Consider the following 23,115-nt stretch of genomic DNA (forward strand, 5'->3'; position numbering starts at 1 on the left):
AAGTTTCCTGAGAAAATATTTTATATCATATTAATACTACAGTATATTATAAATAAAAGAATATATAATAACCATCTCAAATTATGTGTTAAATTTCATTCACCAACAACTCACATAAAGGAATTATACTTAGAGGAAAAATGGACCTTACGCAACTACACATGGTTAGCTTATCGATGGTAGTATCATCGCTCTTAGCTATCTTCCTTTCTTTCCATGCATGGAAACGCAGGTATAACGAAGCGTTCCTCCCCATGTCATTTCTAATGGTGTCTGTTGCTGTTTGGTCTTTTAGCTATGGACTGGAACTGATATCCGTAAGCCTTACACAAATAAAGATACTTACAGTAATATATTATACTGGCATTACTACAATTCCTGTTTTCTGGCTTATTTTTGCAGCACGGTATTCAGGCAATGACAATTGGCTAACACCACTCAACATAAAGCTCTTGTTCATAGTCCCGGTTTTGTCTGTGACAATGCTCGCTACAAATAATGTGCACCATCTTTTTTTAACATCTGTCGAACTTTTGTCCTCTAATGGTTTCGCATTCATTCAATCACAGTTCGGTCTCTTTTGGTGGCTACATTCCGTTTATTCGTACTTTGCTCTGACATTGGGCTTTTTTATGTTGACTAGCATGTTCTTTAAAGTGCTAGGATCAGACCGCTTGCCAATTGTTATATTTTTGGCGGGATGGATATTTCCCATTGTTGCAAACGTTCTCTACTTGATAGGTTTACGTCCTCTCGGATTTATTGATCTTACACCTCTGGCACTTGTATGCACCATCATCATATTTTCAATAGGTATTGTCACAACAAAACTTTTTGATATAACACCTTTTGCTTTTGATGTTATGTTCAATCATATCCCTGATGGGATATTCGTTCTTGACTCAACTGCAAAGATGATCAATGCTAACAAGCCGGCCCGCAAACTGCTGGAACTAGGAACAAAACCAAAGTCTAGTAATGATTTCGATTCTAGGGATCCTGTTCATTATAACGAGATATTCTCCAAAACTGATGATAAGATATACATTAGCATTAAAGAAAAAATATATTACAGGACAAATACTCCAATTATTAATTCCAGAGGAAAGCAGCTTGGAAGCCTGATCATGATGCGTGACATCACTGAGCGCATGCGGGCTGAGGAGGCGCTGAAAAAGCACAAAGTTCATCTGGAAGAACTTGTAGCCAGCCGCACAGCAGATCTTAGGAAAAGCAACGAAGAGCTGCTGCAGGAGATTAACGAACACAAACGAACAGAAGCTGAGCTTTTAAAAGCAAAAGAAGCCGCCGAATCTGCTAACAGAGCCAAGTCAGAATTCCTTGCTATCATGAGTCATGAGCTTCGAACCCCAATGAACGGGATTATCGGCTTTACAGGGCTGCTGCTTGAAAAAGAACAGGATGAGAAGCAACGACATTATACAAAGTTGATTCAGAAAGCTGGAACATCACTATTGAGAATTATCAACGACATACTTGACTTCTCGAAGATAGAGGCAGGCAAACTAGAACTGGAGACGTTTGATTTTAGTATCCAGAAACTATTCGGAGATCATTTCAATACTATGTCCTTACATGCGAATTCAAAGGGCCTGAGACTATCCTGCAACATTGGAACGGATGTCCCCTCGCTGTTGCGTGGGGACCAGGGTCGTCTTCTCCAGATTCTGACCAACCTGACTGAAAATGCCATTAAATTCACCTCCAAGGGCGAGGTGACAATCAACGTATCAGTAGAATCCCAATACGATGATGCAGTCTTGCTTCGCTTTTCAGTATGTGACACCGGCATCGGTATTCCCGTGGAAAAGACCCGTATGGTATTTGATAAATTCACCCAGGCAGACACCTCAAACACCCGCAAATTCGGGGGCACCGGCTTGGGGCTGGCTATTTCCAAACAACTGGTTAACCTGATGGATGGAGAGATAGGCGTGAACAGCGAGGTTGGTAAGGGTTCTGAGTTCTGGTTCACCGCACGGCTGGAAAAACAGCCCATGCAAGGCAGGTAGATACATCGGACAAAGATTATTTGCTTCAAAAGTGAAATACTGTCTAAAAATCATACTGGTTGAGGGCAACATCGGTAATCAGACACTAGCCCTGCGTATGTTACAAATTACCCCTTAACCCAGCCATTTCAAGCATCATATTAAATAGAAATTGGAAATCGGTTTTCTACAGAACCGGTTTATTGTCTACTTCTATAAATCTGAATGTTGACTTATTTTATTGGTCAGATTTTCGTTTGTTACATCGTGAGAGAGTCCTATCATCACATCCTGACCTTTCCATTTACCTTTAGTGAACCTTAGAACTACTAGAATAAGTGATTTATCTTTAGCCATTAGTGGAAAGGTAAAATAAGAAACTTTTTCTTCTATTATATCAAAAAATGTTTTTGCAGCTGCCAAGTACCGTTTATGAGGTATAATTGAAATTATGTTAATACCCAAAAGCTCTTCTGTCGAATATCCTAATCTTGTTGAAACTGCTAAGTTGTACTTGATAATGCATCCTTCTAGATCGACTATAATTAAGAAATCATCTAATGCTTCAAAAATACCCTGGAGATCATTATTATCATTTTTGAGTTCTATTTCGTAAATCGCACGATTAATGAACCCCCCTATTTGAGAAGCAATATTTTCAAGAGAGTTATGGGAATCGTTTGAAATCTCATTTTGGCTGTGAGACATGAGTTTAAGCATGGCAATAACGTCGTCTCCGCATTTCACCGGGACAAGTGCTGTAATATTTAATTTTTCATTGGGTGATTCTGTAGCAGTCATAACACATATTTCTGAATGGTTTTTGTAGATGGGTTTTCCCATCATGACCAGTTTTGTTAATAAAGAGTTTGAATCGTAATGTGATACTTTCGCTACATATTCAGAAGATAATCCCTTATATGCTACAATATCCAGATTGCCTGTAAAGGTATCAACAACATACAGACAACCAGAATCGAATGGATCTATCTGGAGAGTCAGTTCCAGCAACTGCCCATAGGTCTCCTGCAGATTGTCAGTTAAAGCAAGAACATTTCCAAGTTCGCATTGAAATTGCAAAAATTTATTTGATTGCTTACTACTGGTGATGTCAACAATGATACCTTGAATGAAATAGATCTCATCCTCATCACGTTGAATAAAGGTTCTTTCATTAACCCAGCGTACTTCGCCAGATTTTGTAAGAATTCTGTATTCATGGTTGAAAGTTGATTGCGTTGATTCTATAAACTTAGTGGATCTGGTTTGAACTTTTATTAAATCATCGGGATGGATTATATCTCCATAAAGAAGTGTGCCTGATATGAATTCATCTGATGAATAACCAAATTGCCTGATGTTTTCAGATACGAATTCCACTGGCCAATTGTGCTCCACTTTCCATAAAAAAACAACCAGAGGGCTACTGTTCACAATATTGCCAAGTGCTTGCTGCATTTCATTTGAATGCCTCAGTTCATTTGTATATTTTTTGAGAGCTTCTTCAGAATTCTTGCGTTCAGTAATATCGCGGACAAAAGCAAAAAGATATTGAATATCTTCAAATTCCAGATAACTTAGTGAAATTTCTACAGGAAAACTTCTTCCATGTTTTGTGTAATGTATTGATTCCATTTGGAATGAACCATGTTTTTTTACCTTATTCCACAGTTCATTCCACTTGTTCTCTGGAAAATCATGGCTGATATCAAAGACCTTCATTGAAAGCAGTTCTTCCAGAGAATAATCATAATTCGTAACTATTCAGCCTACCACAATTAGCCTATTGATACTGATTTAATCAAAACGGAGATGTTTGCTCACTAACAACCTAAGAATCAAAAAAGCAATCAATGGCAACAATCAAAATTAATGATCCTAATAAAATGTAGGTCTCAACTTTTTGTCAAGATTGCTATTGATAGTGTTTTTATCAGGCTGAATAGTTACCATAATTCTTACATACAGCCTCATTGACAAACATGAAACTAGCATCTGGAGCTATCCAGAAAGCTGGCTCCATACTGTGATTTATTGAATATTGTGTGAGACGTAAATTTTTTTCTGCTTCTTTACGCTTGGTAATGTTACGACTAAAAGTAAAAACATACTCCATGCCATCAAACTGTAAATGATTATAAGTAATCTCTACAGGGATCATTTGACCTGTTTTTGAAACATGAACAGTTTCTACTGTCCCAATCTGTGATTTTTTCATTTTGTTCCAATGCCCTTCCCACATATCCTCCGAAAAATACGGATCTATATCAAAGACTTTCATTGAAAACAGTTCTTCCATAGAATAACTTAATTCTCTACAAAATGCTTTATTGACGTATAAAAAACTGGCATCTGGGGCTATCCATGAAATGGAATCTATACAATTCTCAATTGAATATTTTGAAAGGAGTAAATCGTTTTCAAAATACTTATGTCCTGTGATATACGTTTCAAACCCACTGGAATCCATTTTTACCACCTACATTATATATAAGAAATATATGACAGTTCCTATATTAAATATACACTGCATTTGCTATATGAATATAGAAATGCAAATTTTTAAAAAGGAATTACACCCAATGTTGCCCATAGTGAAATAATTGATTCAGCTATTTTTTGCTCAAAACCAGCATTTTGTGCTAATTTAAGAGTTTTTCGACCAGAAATTATATATCTATTTTTGACAGGCAAAAAATTTATGTTTTTAATAGATGTAATAGTTTTCAATTCCATTTATTTCTATAACACTGTTTACTATTTTTCTAAAAAAAACACATATAAATAGTTTATTATCGCTGTTTGTTATTCCAAGATTTTTATAAAGGCTGTGCATGTTGTTTAGACTACTTATAAATAAATACAATAGAACTAATCTATTTTTTTATATTTGGTTTATCGAGCATTTGCAAAATAGTGATATTTAAAGCGTTCGGTATAAAAATGCTACGAAGATTTTATATAATAGATTTTGAAGACGTTTTTATGTGGACACAAAGGGAGCTAAAAAGCATACCTAATAATTAACTCCTGTAAAATCAAAAAAATGGTTTTGTCCTAGAAACGAACATCGCAACAACAAGACAAACAATGACAGATCAATTAAATCGAACAAGATGGAGGAGAACATTGATGACACAGAGAATGACACCACCTGAACGAATGATGGCGGTGATGACCGGACAAAAACCCGACCGTGTACCAGTAGTTCCTTTTGTTCTGGGATATTCTGCACAGATCACGGGCATATCTCTTGGTGATTTCTATGCGGATGGGGATAAATGTTTTGAAGCTCAGTTCGCTTCAATGCGCTTGCATGGTTATGAACAGACTCCGATGTATGGGTACGCATCAATGGGAGCTCTGGAATTTGGTGGCGAAATAGAGTATCCTTATGGAAAAGGTCAGGGAGCTCCATTTGTCAAGAAGCATCCCGTTAATAATCTTGAGGACATCGAAAAACTTGAAGTACCGGATTTTAATAAGGAATTACCTGGTGCATATAAGCAAGCTGATAAATTAGCTTCCAGATGCGCTGAACTTGGTATGCCTGTTTCTATACAGGTAGGCAGTACCTTTACTGCAGCTTCAGTTATCGCAGATACATCCGAATTTGTTAGTTGGATCATCATGGAACCTAAGACTGTACACTTACTACTCGATAAAGTATGTGATATGCTCATTAATGCTATAGATTACTTTGCAGACAAATATGGTGCAGAAAATCTGCTTCCCTTCGATGGTGGGCCTTCTGAATCCAATACAATGATATCGGCTGATATGTTTGCTGAATTCGCATATCCTTACATGAAAAGAATCCACACTCATTTGAAAGAACTAGGAGTGAATTCTGTACTTATGCATCCATGTTCTGACCAAAACAAAAACATCCCCTACTATGTTAAATTAAGGAACGAGATGGGATGGTTTGGAAAATATATTTGGCTCTTTGGTCCGGAAACACCCGTAAAGACCCAGGTAGAAGCATTCGGCGACCATGACGTCGTATGTGGTAACATCGATCCATCACTCTTCATTACTGAATCATACAAGGATTTACTGGAAATATGCAGACAGAACATAGTTGAAGGAATGAATTCCCCTTCAGGCTATATTCTGGCTGCAGGTTGTGAATTCCCTCCCAACGCAGCACCTATTAAATTAATGGCCATGTTGGATGCTGCAGAAAAATATGGGAGATATGACTAAATGATCAGTAAAATCCAATTTTTATTTTTGGATTAAACTACTATTGGAGGTCAAATATGTCAAACCAGGAAATCTTAAACAAACTCCGGGATACAATTGTAATTCAGGACATAAAAGGCTGCGTGGCAGCTGCAAAAGAAGCCCTTGAAGCAGGCATCAGTGCTTTTACTGCCATAAATGAGGGTCTTGCAGCAGGCATGAAGATCGTCGGTGATAAGTATGAATTAGGAGAACTCTACCTCCCCCACATCATGATCTCTGCAAAAGCCATGGACGGTGCAATGGAAATACTCACCCCTGAACTTGAAAAAGACAAGACGACTGAAAGTGTTGGAACTGCTATCACTTTTGTACAGCAAGGAGACATCCATGAGATTGGCCATCGCCTGGTCTCAATAATGCTGAGTGTAAACGGTTTCAATATAGTCGATCTTGGTGTGGACGTTCCAAACGAAACCATCATTGATGAGATCAACAAGCTCAATGATGGTAAGATACTTCTTGTGGGCTCTGCACTCATGACAACATCAATGCAGGGTCAGAAAGATACCATGGAAGCAATTGAAGAAGAAGGACTGCGGGATTCGGTGAAGATCATGTTTGGTGGAGCACCGGTTTCTGAAAACTGGATCAAAGAGATTGGAGCTGATGCAACAGCAAAGAACGCAGCGGATGCTGCTCGTATTGCAATAAAAATTATGAACTAAATATCTGTGGCATTGTAGAAAATCTTATTCTCAATTGATTCTGAAATAAATATTAAGCGGGTACTCAACTCCACAAAATGAGTTACCCGTGCTTTTATTAATACGCAGGATATTTCGCTTTTGTAGAAAAACTACTTTTCATTTTATTCGAACATAATAATTTAAAAAGGATAAATCCCCTGAGTGTTGCTTACCACAAAAAACAAAAAGGGGTGATTGTGTTCATGCCAGATCGGAAATCTGAATTCCCATTAAAATTTTGTTTAATGGCATGACTACAAACACTTAAATTTCTTGATACAATACTAGCTGCATCATAAAAATAGCTTATATACTTTCAGGAAACTTACCAAAATTCTGCTCATATCTTGCCTTCATGACATCCCACGTAGGAAGGTCAGTCTGACAACCAATGTTCTGAACAGCAAAAGAAGCAACCGTTGATCCTATCTTACCACAAGATTCCAGCGAGTAGCCACGTGTGTATGCAAGAAGGAATCCTGCTCTGTAAGCATCACCTGCACCGGTGGGGTCAAGAGCTTTTACAGTAACCACAGGAATCGTGATTTCCTTGCCACTGTTGTATATCTTACTGCCACTGGCATCATAGGTGACAACAACAGTCTCGATCATACTGAGAATATCCTCAAATGACTTACCAGTCATATCACAAACACGCTCTATTTCATGCCTGTTTGTAAAAAGGATGTTAGTATTTTCAAGTATACTTTCAAGGTTTTCTTTTGAATACGTCACGAGATCCTGCCCTGGATCAAAAGAGACAAAACCAGCTTTTTTAGCTATCTTTGCATTATATGCGGAATCAGATGTTGCAAGATGTACAAAATCAACTTTATGCGGGTCTAATTCTTTGAGCTTTACAGATGCTCCCCAGTGGAAATATGTACTTTGCTGATGGTCCCGGTCAGTAAATACAAAAGCCCGGGTGCTCTTCTCTTCAGGGAACCTATATAGTAAGGATAGATCAACACCGTGCTTTTCAAGTTCAGCCTCATAGCCTGATGATGCAAAATCTCCGCCAACTGCTGAGATCAACTGTGCATCGCCACCAAGTATGGCAATTGCAATGGCAATATTAGCAGCTCCACCTCCATAATACTGATTATAATTGATTATGGGGTGTGATTCATTGTGAACTGCGATATTCTCAACATCAAAGAGCAGGTCTATGGCAGCATGTCCTACAACGGTGATCGTTCTATCCATGTCTGATACGTCCCTTATTCGAATTCACCGACATCCACTACATCAAGAGGAACATCCCTTAATGCTTTTCCAATTACTGATTTTGCAATTCTTGCGGCATGTTCGGGGCTTTCTGCATCAAACACTTTCATTTCAAGAACGAGACCTACAATAGCAGTATTTGCAGCTAAAAATACACTGCTAAAGGGTTCTTCACATGCAGGACAGAATGTTGTTCCTACATCCACCTCAACGTAGTCAAGTTGAGGATTGAGGCGTTTCCCTGCCTCAGAAATTGCAACGCCTATTGCGTCATCTGATGATTTTACATCTCTTACCAACCAGGCAGCTTCAAGTGTAACATGATAATTTGACATTAGATATCTCCAGTTTATACTTCATTTCTTCTTCAAATAAATCTATATTCATATAGTAAATAACACGTCGTCATCAACATCGAAAAGACCAAGTCTTGCTCCCGCATCAAGCCATGCATGCCCATAACTAAAGCAGACAAGCGCATTGACAGGATCATCACACTTAACAAAGTGAAGACCGTCATTATAGTATGAGCTTGCCATATTATGATAGTCACTGGCAGCTTTATACATATGAGATTGAGGTATTGGGGCAAATTTCGCCTTTTCAAGTGCTTCCCTTAATAGTCTTTCATATCTCTTAACTTTTTCATTCAGGTCAGCAGCCATGTTATACTTGCCTCAACAGTGCTCATAGTTAATTATCTGTTCGCCCCAAACAACTTCTTGAATAATTTGCCTCCGCCTTCACTTTCATTCTCGACCGTAGGTTTCCTGGAAGGTTGCCTCTTTGGAGGTGGAGCGATATTAGAAGTCGGCTCAGGCATATTTACAACTGGTAGATCTATAATTGGCACATCTACAACCGGCACATCCATCATAATCTCCGGTTCAGGTACACTCGCCGAAGTTTGAAGCTCTGGCATCGGTCTACGAACAGGAGCCGGTCGTGATGCCTCGTGTTTCTCAGCAAGCATTTCTGCTGGTGGAGGAGGAGTCACCGTTCTTGCCGCCTTTAGCACGTTTACGGACTCACCACCATGCTTTGACTTTCTGATCCTGATGTCCACAAGCACAGGTCTTTCTATCTCATTACTAACCAGCATGGCAACCCCCGGCGGCAGACGCATGAGCTCTTCCTCTACATAGGAAGTAACTCCTTCAAGACCCTTGCTTATAGCCTTGAGGTCATTGGGGTTTGTGACTTTCATGATGACCTGAGTACCGCACTGTGAAAGTACGTTCTTATCTATCCTCGCAGGCCTCTGGGAAATTACCATCATACCAAGACCGAATTTTCGTCCTTCGGACGCTATTGTCCTGAGAATATCAGTACTTGTGGTCTTACTAAATCCTTTTTCAGGGGCATAGTTATGAGCTTCTTCTACAACAAGCATTCCCGGTGGAATCCGATTCAGCTTGCGTGCCTCAAAAAGACTGGTACACAAACTTGCAACTATCATGCTTTGCAATTCAGGTGTAACTCCCTTGAAATCAATGACGGATGCTTTTCCCTTCTGGAACAATTCCTCAATAGACGTCGGATTAGGAGAGAGTATGCCTGTGTCTCTTATCTGTTCAAGAACACTTATCACATTCCACTTGGCTTTGCTCTTATCGTTACCAACTTCAAATATTATATCTTCAATAGTGTAAGTTTCCATTTCGGAACGTATTTTTTGTATTGCTTCATACAATATTCCAGTGTGTGTGGTTGAAAAATTATCAGGGAAGATAGAGGTTAGGTCTTTGACCGTGAGATTCATCCCATTCAACCTGAAAAGATCATCTACATCCGGATTTAAGGATTTGCTTGCGGGTGTGTATACCTTGATCTTGGATCCATACCCTTTAGGAGCTACGCCAAAGCGTGAAAAATCCTCTTTTGCAGCCTCTCCGGGAACTTTTAAGGAAGAGTACTCACTGTGCGGGTCTATAATAAGGAGCGGAATATTCTGATCAAGCAACTCTTCAAGCAGAACTGAAGCTGTATAGGATTTACCGCTGCCGGTCTTTGCCAGTATACTGCAGTGTTTCTGTACAAGGCTGTTGACACTAAGTTGCACTTTGATATTCGTTCCTTCAAGCAGACCGATATTCATTTCATTGCCTGTAAGTCCAAGCACAGACCTTGTTAGCCCTTCATCAGCTGAAAATATAGGACTTCCCGGACTGAATGGTATTACAGGTGACCTGAGCATTCCAGTCTCATCCCTTGAACCAATTATCATGACCTCAGCGACTATCTTGTCATCACTTTTGTCCGCACGTTGTCCTTTCATTGCCTCTTCAATAGAAAATGAATCACTGTATCTCTTGATTGCCATTACCTGACCAAGAACCCATGTGTGATCTTTCTCATCTGAAGAAGCATCATGCCAGACTTTAACATATGCGCCCCTGTACACTTTTGAGCTATCAAAAACCATTACTTTGAACTCAAAGGTTCCGGTTTCTCCAAAAATTATGCCTACTGAACCTCTTACCATTTTTCATCCCTCAATTTCATGGTCTTTTCTTTTATGTTTATTATGTATTATTATATCTTCCCTCAGTCATCAAGTTCATCCAATATTTCCTGTGGTGCACCTAAGAGCTTGACAAATGCTTCAGCTTCTATAAAATGAAGTGATGCAGGGACAACAAGTATGTGCAATGGTTCACCAAAGTCTTCCTCCTGAAGATGACGCACATATCCGGCCTTGACAATAGGTTCATCAGAACCTGCCCTGGCAATACCAACAGCAATGGCATTTTCCATAACCCCTTCTCCCCGCCTCTTCTCGATCTCAAGGAGAAGTCCTAATGCCTGATTAACCGTCATATAACCCTTGTCCTTGTCTATATCCAGAAAGATCAGGGTGTGCATATCGTGTTCCTTGTTAAGCTTAATAGTATCGTACGGTGTTTCGGAAATTATAGTATTTCCACGGATACTGGTATATGGGTGAGGTACGGTGGATGCTTTTCCGAATCGATAATTCTGCAGACCGGAAAGACCACAGATAGCTGAAGCAATAGATGAGCCATGTATGAGTCGTGTATTAATGTCCATATCCTTTGCACGAAGGCGCAGGTCAACATGGGTCGTAGAGACCATGGTATCCCCGCCTGTAAGGAAGACGACATTCTTTTCCTGCGCCTCAGCAAGCCAGTTAGGAGATATCTCCACATCTTCCCTGGAAAGCACATGGATTGGTTTGCAATAGAGCGTTTCAAGTTCTTCTATAGTACTACCCATCAAACGGGAGGTATAGAATTCTGCAAATACCATATCAGCATTTTTTATAGCTTCGAGTCCTTTCAGGGAGATATCATTCTTATCAAAAAGGCCAAGTCCTATGAAAGTAAGCATAGTCCGCAAATATGCCTTTATGGGTTAAATGCTTTAAGAACGATAATAGAATGATAGCAAACAAAGGCAAGACTCGCAATGTTTTTATAGAACTACATACAGTTAGTTTCACTCATACATTATACTGATAAATTAAATTCATATATTATTGGAGGTCCTAAGTCATGGCAGGATATGGCAATCAGCCTATAATCATTGTTGATCCAAGTAAACAGCGCACTACAGGAAAAGATGCATTGTCAATGAACATCGCTTCTGCAAAAGCAGTTGCAAGTATTGTGAAAACCACCCTTGGTCCTAAAGGTATGGACAAGATGATGGTTAACATTATGGGTGACATAACCCTCACAAACGATGGTGCAACCATCCTTGATGAAATGGATATCGAACACCCTACTGCAAAAATGATCGTGGAGATCGCCAAAACCCAGGAAAAGATTGCTGGTGACGGAACAACCAGCGCAGTGGTCATGGCAGGTGCCCTACTTGATAAGGCACAGAAGCTCATAGAGACAGGCGTTCATCCAATAGTTCTTGTTAAAGGTTACACGATGGCAACCGAGAAGGCTCTAAGTATTCTCAATGATTATGCCATCACAGTAGATAAGACAGACAGCGAAATGCTTGAGAAAATAGCAAACACCTCCATCACAGGGAAAGCTTCAGAGATGGCAGGGGAACAACTTGCAAAGATATGCGTGGATGCTATCTATGCTATCGAATATGAAGGCAAGGTCAATGTTGATGAGGACATTGTAATGGTAAAGGAAGTAGGTGGCACAATCCACGATACTGAACTCATTAACGGCATAGCAATTAGAAAAGAGGCACTGCATACCGAAATGCCACGCCGCATAGAAAATGCTAAGATACTCCTTATTGATACTGATCTCACATTTGCCCAGACAAGTACAAAATCCAAGCTTCTGGTTGATAGTGCTGAGCAGTTAGCTGATTTCAAGGAGCAGGAAAAAGCAAACTTCATGGAACAGATTCAGAAGATAATTGATACTGGAGCAAATGCAGTATTCTGTTCTAAGAAGATAGATGATTATGCACTTCATTTCTTCAAAGAAGCAAATATGTATGCTACAAGGCGTTTAAGGGATGAGGATATGACCGTTCTTTCATATTCAACCGGTGCAACCCTTGTAAGAAATGTCAACGAGATGACAGCTGATGACCTTGGATATGCTGGACTTATTGAGCAGGAAGATGAGCATGAAGAGAAGACCTACATAAAGGGATTCAAAGAGGCAAGAACCATGACCATTCTCGTAAAGGGTGGCTCAGAGCATGTCACGGACAATATTGAACGTGTTTTCGATGATGCATTGCACGTAGTAGCGGCAGTGTATGAAGATGGAAAGATAGTACCTGGTGGTGGCGCATCTGAGATAGAGGTGGCACAGGCATTAAAAACCTATGCAGCATCTGTCGAAGGACGTGAACAGCTTGCAATAGTGGCATTTGCAGAAGCTATTGAAGAACTCCCAAGAACTATTGCAGAAAACTGTGGTTTTGATGTTATTGACACACTTATAAACCTGCGTGCAAAACATGGAACTATGAAAAATGCAGGTCTTGACATTGAGACCGGTGATGTTGTAGATATGCTTGAAAGAGGTATCGTAGACCCACTCAGAGTAAAGACACAGGCCATCAAATCAGCATCAGAATCAGCAGTATTGGTTCTGCGTGTTGATGACATGCTCCGCGCAAGAGAGCAGGCCATGATGGATGTAGCTCCAGAGCACAACATCCACAATTACGACATGAGCTGAATGATGTAAAAGAGGGTTTAACCTCTTTTCACCTTTCTTTTTTATTGCTTTTTTAATCATTTTAATTTGTTGTTTAGACCTTATCCCTGAAACTTGTTTTTGATTCACTACTGAAAAAACGATTTTTAATAACCGGGCATACTTTAGTGTTCTACCATAGTTTAATCAGAGATTACATATTGAGATGATTAATCATTATATATAACAGAAACGTTTATATCCAATGGATAACTTGTATATCATGATAAACCATGACAGAAAACTACTACAACAACAACATAGACCTCACTAAGTTTGCCACGATACTGACCTCACTTGCAGTAACAATGATAGCATATTATTCACTCTTCAATTATCATGGCATGATCTAAGGTTCTGCCATAATAACTATTATCTTTCCTCCGATGCTTTTCTGTTTTTAATATTTCTTGTCAATTTAAAAATAAATTTACTCCATAGTTCCACATATGCAGTGATAATTTAAATAAATTAGTTACAATCAAGTAAAAAAATATAACTTACTATGCATCTGCTTTATTCAATAGTTTCCAGTCTAAATGTGCAATGTTTAGAAAAAAATAGACTATGTGAGTATTTTTAAATAAATAATGAAGACATTATTTATATATGTAAATATAATATTCAACTTGAATGTCATCCTTAAAATGCATCATGTTGGAAAAATATCGAGTTCCAGCCATTATATTCTTGTCATTAATTTTACTATCAACATCTGCCACTGCATCATCCTGGCATGTGGAAACAGTTGACAACAATAGCATTGTTGGATACTACACTTCCCTTGCATTTGATTCAGCAGACAGACCAGCAATAAGTTATTACGATAGCACAAATGGAAATCTTCAATATGCTTTTTATGACAGCAACCAATGGATCATTGAAACAATTGATAACAATGAATCTGTTGGATACTACACTTCCCTTGCATTTGACCTGGCAGATAAACCAGCAATAAGTTATTACGATAACAATAATGGAGACCTCAAATATGCTTATTACGATGGCAACCAATGGAAAATGCAGATTGTTGATAGCGTAGACAATGTTGGAAGATACACATCTCTTGCATTTGACTGCTCAAATAATCCAGCAATAAGTTACCATGATGACACAAACGGGACTCTCAAATATGCCCATTACGATGATAATGGATGGCAGATTGATATAATAGACAATGGTGGTGATGTTGGACTATACACTTCGCTGGCATTTGACCTGACAGATAAGCCAGCAATAAGTTATGAGGACAACACGAACTATAGCCTCAAATATGCTTATTATGATAACAACACATGGAATGTGAATACAATTGACAGCAATGGCTACGTTGGACAATATACATCCCTTGGATTTGATTCTGAAAATAAACCAGCAATAAGCTATCTTGATGCTGGTGTTAACAACCATCTCAAATTTGCTTATTACGATGGCAGCCAATGAAATGTAGAAACAATAGACAACAGCGGATACGTTGGACAATACACATCTCTTGCATTTGATTTGCAAGATAAACCAGCAATAAGCTATTACGATGTCACTAACAGAGATCTTAAGTATACCTATTACAATGGCAACAGATGGAAGACTGAAACAGTTGATAGCATTGGTGATGTCGGACGATACACATCCCTTGCTTTTAATTCGACAGATGAAGTAGCCATTAGTTATTACGACAGTACCGAGATGACACTCAAATATGCCACTGTTTTGAAGCCAGGTTTTCTTTCAGTCAATTCTTCCATACCAGATGCTATAATATATGTAGATGAAGCTAAACAGGCCATCCAGACCAACACAACTCTGGTACTTGAAGTCGGAACATACAACATAACTGTGGTAAAAGATTTCTATGAAACACCTGCATATCAGATGGTCACTATTAATGGATCCAATCCTGCAATAGAATTTTCAATGGTACCAATCTTACCTGAAGCTGATTACACAACAAATACAACATCAGGAATTGCACCGCTAAATGTTGCATTCACAGATCAATCTACAGATGGCCCAACTATGTGGAACCTGTCATTTGGTGATGGACAATGGTGTAATACAACGGATGAATCAGCAGTTAGTACCACACATGAATACACCAATTCCGGAATATATACTGCAACACTTACTGTTAGTGCAAGGGGATTATCTAACAGCACATCGACAACAATTACAGTGAATTCACCTCCCTCACCAATTCCATCGAATAGTAACTCCGAAAGCTCTGAACAAACTGCTCCAGACCAAAAAGAAAAAGTCATGGAAACCACGACCTCATCAATAATAAGAGTTAATAACGGTGCTGAAGTTGAATTTAATTTCTCTGAGAGTAATACACCAATTACAGGAATAACCTTTGATTCAAAGAACAACAAAGGCCTTGTTATGGCCAGAGTAGATGTACTCAAAGATACACCTGATGGAGTATTTTCCCCTCCAGGCACTTCTTATAAGCTCATAAGTATAAATGTAGGAAATGAAGGTACAATCTCGACAGACAGTGCTGACAATATCAACATCCATTTCAGGGTCAGTAAGGAATGGGCAGCGGTGAATAAAATGGATACATCCACAATACGCATGACAAGATATCATGATGATCAATGGGATGACCTTCCAACCATCCATGTCGATGAAGATGATGAATTGATATACCTCACCACCCAAACACCTGGCTTTTCAATCTTTAGTATTGTAGGCTTTAAAGCTGGGGAAAGGATAGGAGATGAAGAAATGATGTTGTCAACGTCTGAATATACTCAAGAACCTGAACCAGAAACAGAGAATATGGAAGTTCGTACTACCCCAGGATTTACAATTATTACAGGGATTGTCATCGTATTTATTGCAGCCCTTAGGAACAGAAAACAGAAATGAGAGTAGATAGTTAACCGTCCTTTCATTACTTATCCACATACATTCTTTTAGAGATCACTCACATATAATGAATGATTAATCATGACATATAACCCATACACTTATATAGAGTGATGCACTTGTATATCATGATAAATCATGACAGAACACTACTACAACAACAATATAGATCTAACGAAATTTGCCACGATGCTGACCGGACTTGCTGCTACAATGATGGTATATTATTCCCTCATGGCATGATCAAAGTATCTGCCATGAGAAGTTTTTATGTAACTATTCAGCCTAGCTCACTTCCATCAAGCTGATTTCTTCATCCACGATCAATTCTGCAACTTTGGAACAAATGAATTGCCATAAAATATTGCACTAATTGCATCGATAACAGATTCAGAATTCTTATTAACAGTAGACACGTATCCTCTTATACGGCAGAAATTTTTTGCACCCTGTTCACTGCGGAAAGTACCTGATATCTTCTGCTGTACTTTCGTCATTCTGATATCTCTTTCAGCCTGATTGTTATCAAACGGAACGTTTTGGTCGTACATAAATCGTAAGATATCCTCTTTATGGCCAATAAACCTATCCAGCAAATTCTTTACCGTGGTCTGCTTCTTACGTCCTCGTTTTTTAGACCGCACATTTGATTCCGGATCAGGAGGATTTTCATTCACTCCTAAACAAGTTATGTGATCATAATCCTCACTGAACCTTTGAATTAGCTCAGTATCTAAAAGATCATTATCAACATGATGTTTAATGCATATCAAGAGATCACTCATTATCTTTGGCCACTGTTGATCCCTGTTTTCGGAAGCTCCAGTTAACTCTCGTAATAAATGTGCATTACATAATGAATGTTGACATTCATATTTGTTGTACGGTTTCCAAAAATCATGTGTTGCAACACCAGTGTAACCTGGTAATATGCCCATAGCATCCATTGCTTCTGAGCCCCTTTTGCGATGTGCAAAATAATAGGTCAGTTTGTCTGTACCTGCCACATGAAGCCAATTACGAACTGCATTTATTCTCATTCCTGTTTCATCCAGATTGATGACAGGAGATTCTTTCAGGAGATGTTTCACTGTATTTTCAAAAGCTCCAAGCTTCTCAAAACAACTACGTTCCGTGTTCACCAAAGTAGCAGGACTTATCTTGCATCCCAAAATATCAGAGAACAACTTGGTAACACGCTGATAAGGAAGTAATTGGTAAGTGTGCAAATAAACTGCAAATGACTTAACTCGATGACCGTATTGAGTCGGCTGAGTTACACCATCTGGAAAAAGAGCTTTGTTTACATGAGAACATTTGGGACATGTTTTAATCTCGCAACGATGTTCAATGCAATTGATAGTTATAGGAGGAATGTCAAAGACCTGTCTTCTTTCATAGTCAGAGGGAACAGAAGCTAACGATCTCCCACAATTGACGCATTGATTAACAGGATGAACAATAACTTCATCCGGATCATCATTTATTCTTAATGTAGTACCAGGATGACCGTTTTGACCACCTACATGCTTATTGGTCTTTTTTCTTTGACTTTTAACGGTTGGTTTATTCCGTGCATAAGAATCAGTAGAAGGTGGTTTGCTACTGTTGCGACTATTCTTTTCAAGCATTTCTTCCAAATGCCTGACACGCTCTTCAAGTTGTGCAATTTGGAGAGATTGATGTTCAATTATCCCAAGTAATCGAGTTACAAGTTCTACTACTGCTTCTGGACCAGCTTCATAAACTGCAAGTATTTCTTCGCGGTCTATACAAATCCCCTCAGATTGATAGACGTTTTTTATGATATTTTACTGAATATTTTTTAACACATAGAATGAAGCCATAGTATATTGTTTTTTGCATCATTAAAACAGTCAGGCTGAATAGTTACGTTTTTATTAACATTGTTATTGAAATACAATCGTTTTTCTTTCAATCATACTTTTATATTTGCAAGTCAAAATTTTTATAGGACTAAATTTCATCATCTGATAAACCATAGAAATTCTTATAATCCTCAATAGCTTTCCTTGCCTGTTTTGGATATCGTTCAAACATACAGCTGAGGAACTCATCTCTGGATGTGAATTCCTTCATTCTGTTTATAATGCTTGTTGCATACTGTTTCGAAAGGGTATTTCCTTTCTGTATCTCAAAAGTCAGGCAGAGTGCATCCTGAGGAAAATACTTCCTGCGAATGTATGGTGCAACAGAACCCAGAAGCACATCATGATCAAGCCTGCTGAATGCCGGCACACCTACACGGTCCAGCCTTTCAGCCCCTGTGAGTTTTCCAATATTTTGCGCAGAATAAGAGTGAATTTCAATATAGACTTCAGGTTTGAGTTCTTCCACAGCCTCTATTATAGGCATCCCGATTTCAGTAAAATAGTTATCATCCAGTGTAGAGACATAGTTACCTTTATTCACAAGAGGAATAACTGCCAGAGTTCCCTTCTTGGGAGCTTCTATGTTCTCAAGGATGTCTGAAGTATCCTTCCATTCTTTCCCGTGCAGACCTGCCACAAACAACCTGACAGGTTTTCCTTCCCCAAGTATACGGTATGACATGTTCATCTCAATTTAATCTTTATTTTAACCTTAAATTCATCTCCCAGTCTTACCCGGATTACACAACTTTCTGTGCAATGATATATATCTCCTGCTTTTCAGATTCCAGAACCTCGATGATTTTCAGTCCCATTGCTTCTGCCTTTGCAAGAATAGGTTTGCTGTTCTTCTGCTTTCCCATCTTGATTACCTGAAGCAGTTTCCCTTTATCCCTCAATAGTGGCAACACCCTTTCAAGAGCTGCCAGAGAATCCAGAGGTTCAAGTGTCATATCACTGAGTATCACATCGACCTTTTCAGGTGACATCTTTTCCAGTGGAACCTTAAATACATCTCCGAACATGACAGAAATATTTTCTTTTTCATCGACTACTTTTTCGAGTTCCGTGCTGAAATCCCTGCTGAATTCCACACCTTTAACAGAAGATGCTATCTCAGATGCCAGCATCAAAAATCCTCCTGCACTTGAACCAAGGTCCAGTACCCGGTCACCCTTTTCGATCAGACCTGTGGCATCCTGTATCTTTTTGAGTTTGAAATAACCCCGGGGCATATCAAGCCCTTCCTCCACATCAACCTCAGCATCTGCACTGATATCCCTGGAAGGTTTTTTTACAATGGTATTGTCTACTTTGATATTGCCATTAAGTATAGCGGTTTTTGCCCTGCCCCTCGACTTGAAATAGCCCATTTCCACAAGGTATGCATCCAGTCTCATGATTCAACTAATAAGGAACTGTACTATTTATATTATCAGTTCCAAATTACATGCTCAAGTTGTAGTTATTTAAAATCCAGCTTTCAGGAATAGATAATGATAAAGCGATTCAACTCCCTTTTCCCCCTGTGGGCAATTATTTTCTCAATAATAGCCTTTGCCTACCCATCTGTATTTTCCCCTTATAAAAATGCCATAACTCCTCTGCTTGGGATTGTAATGTTTGGAATGGGAATCACACTTTCAGCAAACGATTTTCTACTTGTTCTCAAAAGACCTCGTGTTATAGCCCTTGGAACTGCCATGCAGTACATACTCATGCCACTCATTGCCTTCATCATTTCTTATCTGCTTAATCTCCCGATTGAGATCATGGCAGGAATGGTACTGCTGGGATCCTGTCCCGGAGGTACAGCTTCAAATGTCATCTGTTACCTTGCAAAGGGAGACGTGGCACTTTCAATAACACTTACCTCTGTTTCCACATTACTGGCTTTCTTCCTGACACCTGCACTTACATGGCTTTATATCGGGCAGGCAGTACCGGTAGAAGTAGGGAACATGATGCTGAGCATTGTAAAGATAGTACTTGTCCCGGTAGCGCTTGGAGTCATCATTAATACGCTCTTCGATAAACATATTGAAAGATTCAGGCATGCTTTCCCGGCATTGTCAGTAGCCACAATCGTGTTTATCATTGCTATTATCATTGCCCTGAATAAAGAGAATATCCTTGTTGCCGGAAAACTTGTAATGATTGCAGTTATCCTCCATAATGGATTTGGATTTGCAAGCGGTTATTTCATTTCAAAAACACTGGGACTTGATGAGAAGGATGCAAGAACCCTGGCAATAGAAGTCGGGATGCAGAATTCAGGATTGAGTGTGGCTCTTGCAGCTAAGTATTTCACACCCCTTGCAGCTCTTCCCGGTGCTTTATTCAGTATCTGGCATAACATCATGGGCTCTGCACTGGCTGCATACTGGTCATCCAAAGAGGACAAAAATGGTTTATAGAATGCTGACCGATGCTTTCTCCCAATGGTGATGATTTGTTAAAGGCAGTAATATTCGATATGGATGGTGTGCTTGTGGATTCAATGTCATATCATGCGGAAGCGGTCCAGCATATCTTTGATGAGATAGGCGTGGAAATGGATCAACAGGATATCTTTGAAAGAGAAGGAGAAAGAACCGTGGACATCGTTGCATTCCTGCTCGATAAAGGGACTGGTAATGCATCAAATTATGACATATCAGATATTGTGGAGAGATATATTTCCGAGTTTAACAGGATAGTGGAGCTTAAGGTCTTTGACGGCATGCAGGAATGCCTTAATGTCCTGAAGGAGAAATTTGACCTTGCTGTTGTGTCGGGTTCCGACAAACCAATTGTTAATGACATTATCAGCTCCCAGTACCCAGGGATATTTAAAGGGATTGTAACTGCCGATGATGTGGAACGTGGAAAGCCGGAACCTGACCCATATCTCAAAGCAGTGGAAATGCTTGGAATTTCCAGTCATGAAGGTATTGTAATAGAAAATGCCCCCATGGGTGTGGAGGCTGCGAAAAAGGCAGGCTTGTGTTGTGTAGCAATACCAACCTACCTTGACCCGGAAAAATTCCAGCAGGCGGATATGGTCATAAAAGACCACACACACCTTGTAGAGTTCCTGCGAAAGCTTGATCCCTCATACAACTGTCTTCAGTTGCCAAAATCATAATTGCATTTTATGCCGCTCTCATCAGAACACAGGTTGCAGGATACACATTTTGCAATCTCTGTTTCACCATTCCTTATTTTTGCAACAAGGTCAGGTTCACATATGAGCGACCTGCACAGGGATACCATATCTGCATACTCTTCTGCAAGCATCTGCTCCATAACAGCCTTAGAACGTATGCCACCTACTACTATAACCGGCACATCCACAGCTTCCTTTATCATTTTTGAGTAGTTCCTGTAATATGCCTCGTCCTCAGGTCTGTCTACTTTTGTCCTGAACATCTCCTGCCCGGCTTCAACAATACCGCCACTTACCTCAATGGCACACACACCATTTGCAGCCAGTATCTTTGCTATTTCAACACATTCAGGAGCATCGAGGACGTTTTTCTTGCCTTTTGGGAATCCATCGGTAGCATTCAATTTGACAAGGATCGGAAAATCATCTCCAATCATCTCATGTATTCTTGTGATGATATCCAGGATTACCTGTGTCCTTTTTTCTGTTGAGCCACCCCACCTGTCTTTGCGTCTGTTTGTGTAGGGAGAAATAAAATTACTGAGCAAAAAACCGTGGGCACAGTGTAATTGTACACCATCAAAACCTGCTTCCTTTGCCCTTCTTGCAGCATTGGCAAAGTCCTCTATTGTCTCAAGAACTTCTTCCTCTGTCATTTCCTCGGGAGTTACACCGTTTCTTTTATTTGTAACGGCTGAAGGTGCAAGCATAATTGGAGTTTTGGCACTTAACATGGTCTGCCTGCCACCATGCATGATCTGTACTACGATCTTGCTCCCATGCTCGTGAACCCTGGAAACTATCTTCTTGTAAGGTTCTATGAACCTGTCATCATAGATTCCCTGCTGAAGGCGGTCACTTTTACCTTTAGGATTGACGTATGCATATCCTGTGATGATAAGCCCTACATCATTACGTGCAAGCTCTTCGTAAAGCTCACCCAGTCTTTCAGTTGGGGTGCCATCAGGCTCTGCCATCCACTCATGGGTAGCCGAGCGTACAAAACGATTTGGAACATCCATATTCCCAAGTTCTATCGGTTCGAACAACATGTAGGAATATTGATGTCAGTGGCTTATATGCTTTTCTTAGCCTCATGCAGACTTATACTTTGCTTCATCCAGCTCTTCCTTTAGGGCTTCGTTGTTCACCCTGTAGACAAGCATTGATGTAAATAACAGCGCAAAGGCCAACATATTGACCATAAGTGTGAGACGTAGTGAAGTGCCTTCAAGCCCTCCACCACTACCCCCATATGAAGAGCCACCGAACATCAGAGGGTGAGCTGAACGCCATAAACGTATGGAAAAGAAACTCAGCGGAACAGAGAGAAATCCAACTATTCCAAAGACAGCTGCAAGACGTGCTCTCTTTTCCGGTTCTTCAAGTGCCTGACGAAGCATCAGGTAAGCAAGATAAACTAGGAAGAGTGCAAGAGATGTCGTGAGTCGAGGTTCCCATACCCAATACCATCCCCATGTGGCTTTTGCCCATATGGATCCCGTTGCAAGTACAAGAAAAGCAAACACAACTCCAACTTCTGCGGCGGAGTGAGCAACAATATCCCATTTCCTGCTGTTTGCCTTAAGCTGCATTATACTGGCAATAAAAACCACTGTGAATGACAGGTATGCCACCATTGCAATTGACAGGTGGAAATAGAAGATCTTAAAACTACTGTCAAGCACCTCACCGGCATTTCCCTTCATCTGGGGCACATAAAAAAAGACCATCCATATGGCAATTAGCATAACAGGGAATGTGATGGCTGCAATTATTCTCTCTTTTTTCCTGTCAATGAGCATGATTGTTCCTCTGCCTTATTAAAACTCCTGGTTTAAATGCTTTTCATACATCCTGTATTCCAGTCTG

At 39.6% G+C, this 23,115-nt stretch carries 21 protein-coding genes; 8 read left to right on the forward strand and 13 right to left on the reverse strand.

Going from position 1 to position 23,115, the window contains the following annotated elements:
• The first annotated feature begins 140 nt into the window (after positions 1-140).
• Entirely contained in the window at positions 141-2,033 is a 1,893-nt protein-coding gene (locus tag WN948_RS02640; protein WP_342305445.1) for a histidine kinase N-terminal 7TM domain-containing protein, read from the forward strand.
• A gap of 192 nt (positions 2,034-2,225) precedes the next feature.
• On the opposite strand, the gene WN948_RS02645 is transcribed toward WN948_RS02640, so the two are convergent.
• From WN948_RS02645 to WN948_RS02655, 3 genes are all read right to left on the reverse strand, one after another.
• On the reverse strand, positions 2,226-3,776 hold the full coding sequence (locus tag WN948_RS02645) for a PAS domain S-box protein (RefSeq protein ID WP_342306524.1): 1,551 nt from the start codon (positions 3,774-3,776) through the stop codon (positions 2,226-2,228).
• Between the two features lie 169 nt (positions 3,777-3,945).
• On the reverse strand, positions 3,946-4,482 hold the full coding sequence (locus WN948_RS02650; RefSeq protein ID WP_342305446.1) for a PAS domain S-box protein: 537 nt from the start codon (positions 4,480-4,482) through the stop codon (positions 3,946-3,948).
• 92 nt (positions 4,483-4,574) lie between these two features.
• The gene (locus WN948_RS02655) at positions 4,575-4,748 is read right to left on the reverse strand and encodes a hypothetical protein (protein ID WP_342305447.1); all 174 of its coding nucleotides are present in this window, start codon (positions 4,746-4,748) and stop codon (positions 4,575-4,577) included.
• A 396-nt stretch (positions 4,749-5,144) separates the two neighbouring features.
• Between WN948_RS02655 and WN948_RS02660 the strand changes: the two genes are divergently transcribed.
• Together WN948_RS02660 and WN948_RS02665 are read left to right on the forward strand one after the other, a co-directional pair.
• The gene (locus WN948_RS02660) at positions 5,145-6,221 is read left to right on the forward strand and encodes a uroporphyrinogen decarboxylase family protein (protein WP_342305448.1); all 1,077 of its coding nucleotides are present in this window, start codon (positions 5,145-5,147) and stop codon (positions 6,219-6,221) included.
• A 56-nt stretch (positions 6,222-6,277) separates the two neighbouring features.
• On the forward strand, positions 6,278-6,928 hold the full coding sequence (locus tag WN948_RS02665; protein ID WP_342305449.1) for a methyltransferase cognate corrinoid protein: 651 nt from the start codon (positions 6,278-6,280) through the stop codon (positions 6,926-6,928).
• 327 nt (positions 6,929-7,255) lie between these two features.
• Here WN948_RS02665 and WN948_RS02670 read toward each other — a convergent pair whose 3' ends face one another.
• The 5 genes from WN948_RS02670 to dph5 form a co-directional block, all read right to left on the reverse strand.
• Positions 7,256-8,155 carry a carbohydrate kinase family protein gene (locus tag WN948_RS02670; RefSeq protein WP_342305450.1) on the reverse strand — a complete coding sequence of 300 codons (900 nt, stop codon included), beginning with the start codon at positions 8,153-8,155 and terminating at the stop codon, positions 7,256-7,258.
• Positions 8,156-8,169: 14 nt separating this feature from the next.
• Complete coding sequence (locus WN948_RS02675) at positions 8,170-8,511, reverse strand: DUF555 domain-containing protein (RefSeq protein ID WP_342305451.1); 342 nt, start codon at positions 8,509-8,511, stop codon at positions 8,170-8,172.
• A 48-nt stretch (positions 8,512-8,559) separates the two neighbouring features.
• Positions 8,560-8,841 (reverse strand): DUF357 domain-containing protein, encoded by a 282-nt coding sequence (locus tag WN948_RS02680; protein WP_342305452.1) that lies wholly within the window; start codon positions 8,839-8,841, stop codon positions 8,560-8,562.
• Between the two features lie 32 nt (positions 8,842-8,873).
• On the reverse strand, positions 8,874-10,661 hold the full coding sequence (locus WN948_RS02685) for an ATP-binding protein (RefSeq protein ID WP_342305453.1): 1,788 nt from the start codon (positions 10,659-10,661) through the stop codon (positions 8,874-8,876).
• A gap of 62 nt (positions 10,662-10,723) precedes the next feature.
• Positions 10,724-11,527, reverse strand: coding sequence for a diphthine synthase (dph5, locus tag WN948_RS02690; RefSeq protein ID WP_342305454.1), 804 nt, complete (start codon positions 11,525-11,527; stop codon positions 10,724-10,726).
• Between the two features lie 164 nt (positions 11,528-11,691).
• Here dph5 and thsA point away from each other — a divergent pair, with 164 nt between their 5' ends.
• The 3 genes from thsA to WN948_RS02705 all read left to right on the forward strand — a co-directional run bounded on the left by thsA (position 11,692) and on the right by WN948_RS02705 (position 16,203).
• Positions 11,692-13,311: a thermosome subunit alpha gene (gene thsA, locus WN948_RS02695; RefSeq protein WP_342305455.1), complete on the forward strand. Its 1,620-nt coding sequence runs from the start codon at positions 11,692-11,694 to the stop codon at positions 13,309-13,311.
• Between the two features lie 708 nt (positions 13,312-14,019).
• Positions 14,020-14,772, forward strand: coding sequence for a hypothetical protein (locus WN948_RS02700; RefSeq protein WP_342305456.1), 753 nt, complete (start codon positions 14,020-14,022; stop codon positions 14,770-14,772).
• 60 nt (positions 14,773-14,832) lie between these two features.
• Complete coding sequence (locus tag WN948_RS02705; protein WP_342305457.1) at positions 14,833-16,203, forward strand: PGF-pre-PGF domain-containing protein; 1,371 nt, start codon at positions 14,833-14,835, stop codon at positions 16,201-16,203.
• Positions 16,204-16,526: 323 nt separating this feature from the next.
• Here the strand turns inward: WN948_RS02705 and WN948_RS02710 are convergent, their stop codons facing one another.
• From WN948_RS02710 to WN948_RS02720, 3 genes are all read right to left on the reverse strand, one after another.
• Entirely contained in the window at positions 16,527-17,981 is a 1,455-nt protein-coding gene (locus WN948_RS02710; protein ID WP_342306454.1) for an IS66 family transposase, read from the reverse strand.
• 199 nt (positions 17,982-18,180) lie between these two features.
• Positions 18,181-18,777 (reverse strand): DUF2119 domain-containing protein, encoded by a 597-nt coding sequence (locus tag WN948_RS02715; RefSeq protein WP_342305458.1) that lies wholly within the window; start codon positions 18,775-18,777, stop codon positions 18,181-18,183.
• A gap of 58 nt (positions 18,778-18,835) precedes the next feature.
• Positions 18,836-19,495 carry an SAM-dependent methyltransferase gene (locus tag WN948_RS02720; protein WP_342305459.1) on the reverse strand — a complete coding sequence of 220 codons (660 nt, stop codon included), beginning with the start codon at positions 19,493-19,495 and terminating at the stop codon, positions 18,836-18,838.
• A 96-nt stretch (positions 19,496-19,591) separates the two neighbouring features.
• On the opposite strand from WN948_RS02720, the gene WN948_RS02725 reads away from it, so the two are divergent.
• Both WN948_RS02725 and WN948_RS02730 read left to right on the forward strand, forming a co-directional pair.
• On the forward strand, positions 19,592-20,512 hold the full coding sequence (locus WN948_RS02725) for a bile acid:sodium symporter family protein (RefSeq protein ID WP_342305460.1): 921 nt from the start codon (positions 19,592-19,594) through the stop codon (positions 20,510-20,512).
• An 11-nt stretch (positions 20,513-20,523) separates the two neighbouring features.
• Positions 20,524-21,222 carry an HAD family phosphatase gene (locus tag WN948_RS02730; protein ID WP_342305461.1) on the forward strand — a complete coding sequence of 233 codons (699 nt, stop codon included), beginning with the start codon at positions 20,524-20,526 and terminating at the stop codon, positions 21,220-21,222.
• Here WN948_RS02730 and WN948_RS02735 read toward each other — a convergent pair.
• Both WN948_RS02735 and WN948_RS02740 read right to left on the reverse strand, forming a co-directional pair.
• Positions 21,204-22,295, reverse strand: coding sequence for an NADH:flavin oxidoreductase (locus tag WN948_RS02735; protein WP_342305462.1), 1,092 nt, complete (start codon positions 22,293-22,295; stop codon positions 21,204-21,206). The genes WN948_RS02730 and WN948_RS02735 overlap by 19 nt on opposite strands.
• 42 nt (positions 22,296-22,337) lie before the next feature.
• Positions 22,338-23,048, reverse strand: coding sequence for a cytochrome c biogenesis protein (locus tag WN948_RS02740; protein WP_342305463.1), 711 nt, complete (start codon positions 23,046-23,048; stop codon positions 22,338-22,340).
• Positions 23,049-23,115 lie beyond the last annotated feature (67 nt).

Source organism: Methanolobus sp. ZRKC5 (genome assembly GCF_038446525.1).
Taxonomy (GTDB): domain Archaea; phylum Halobacteriota; class Methanosarcinia; order Methanosarcinales; family Methanosarcinaceae; genus Methanolobus.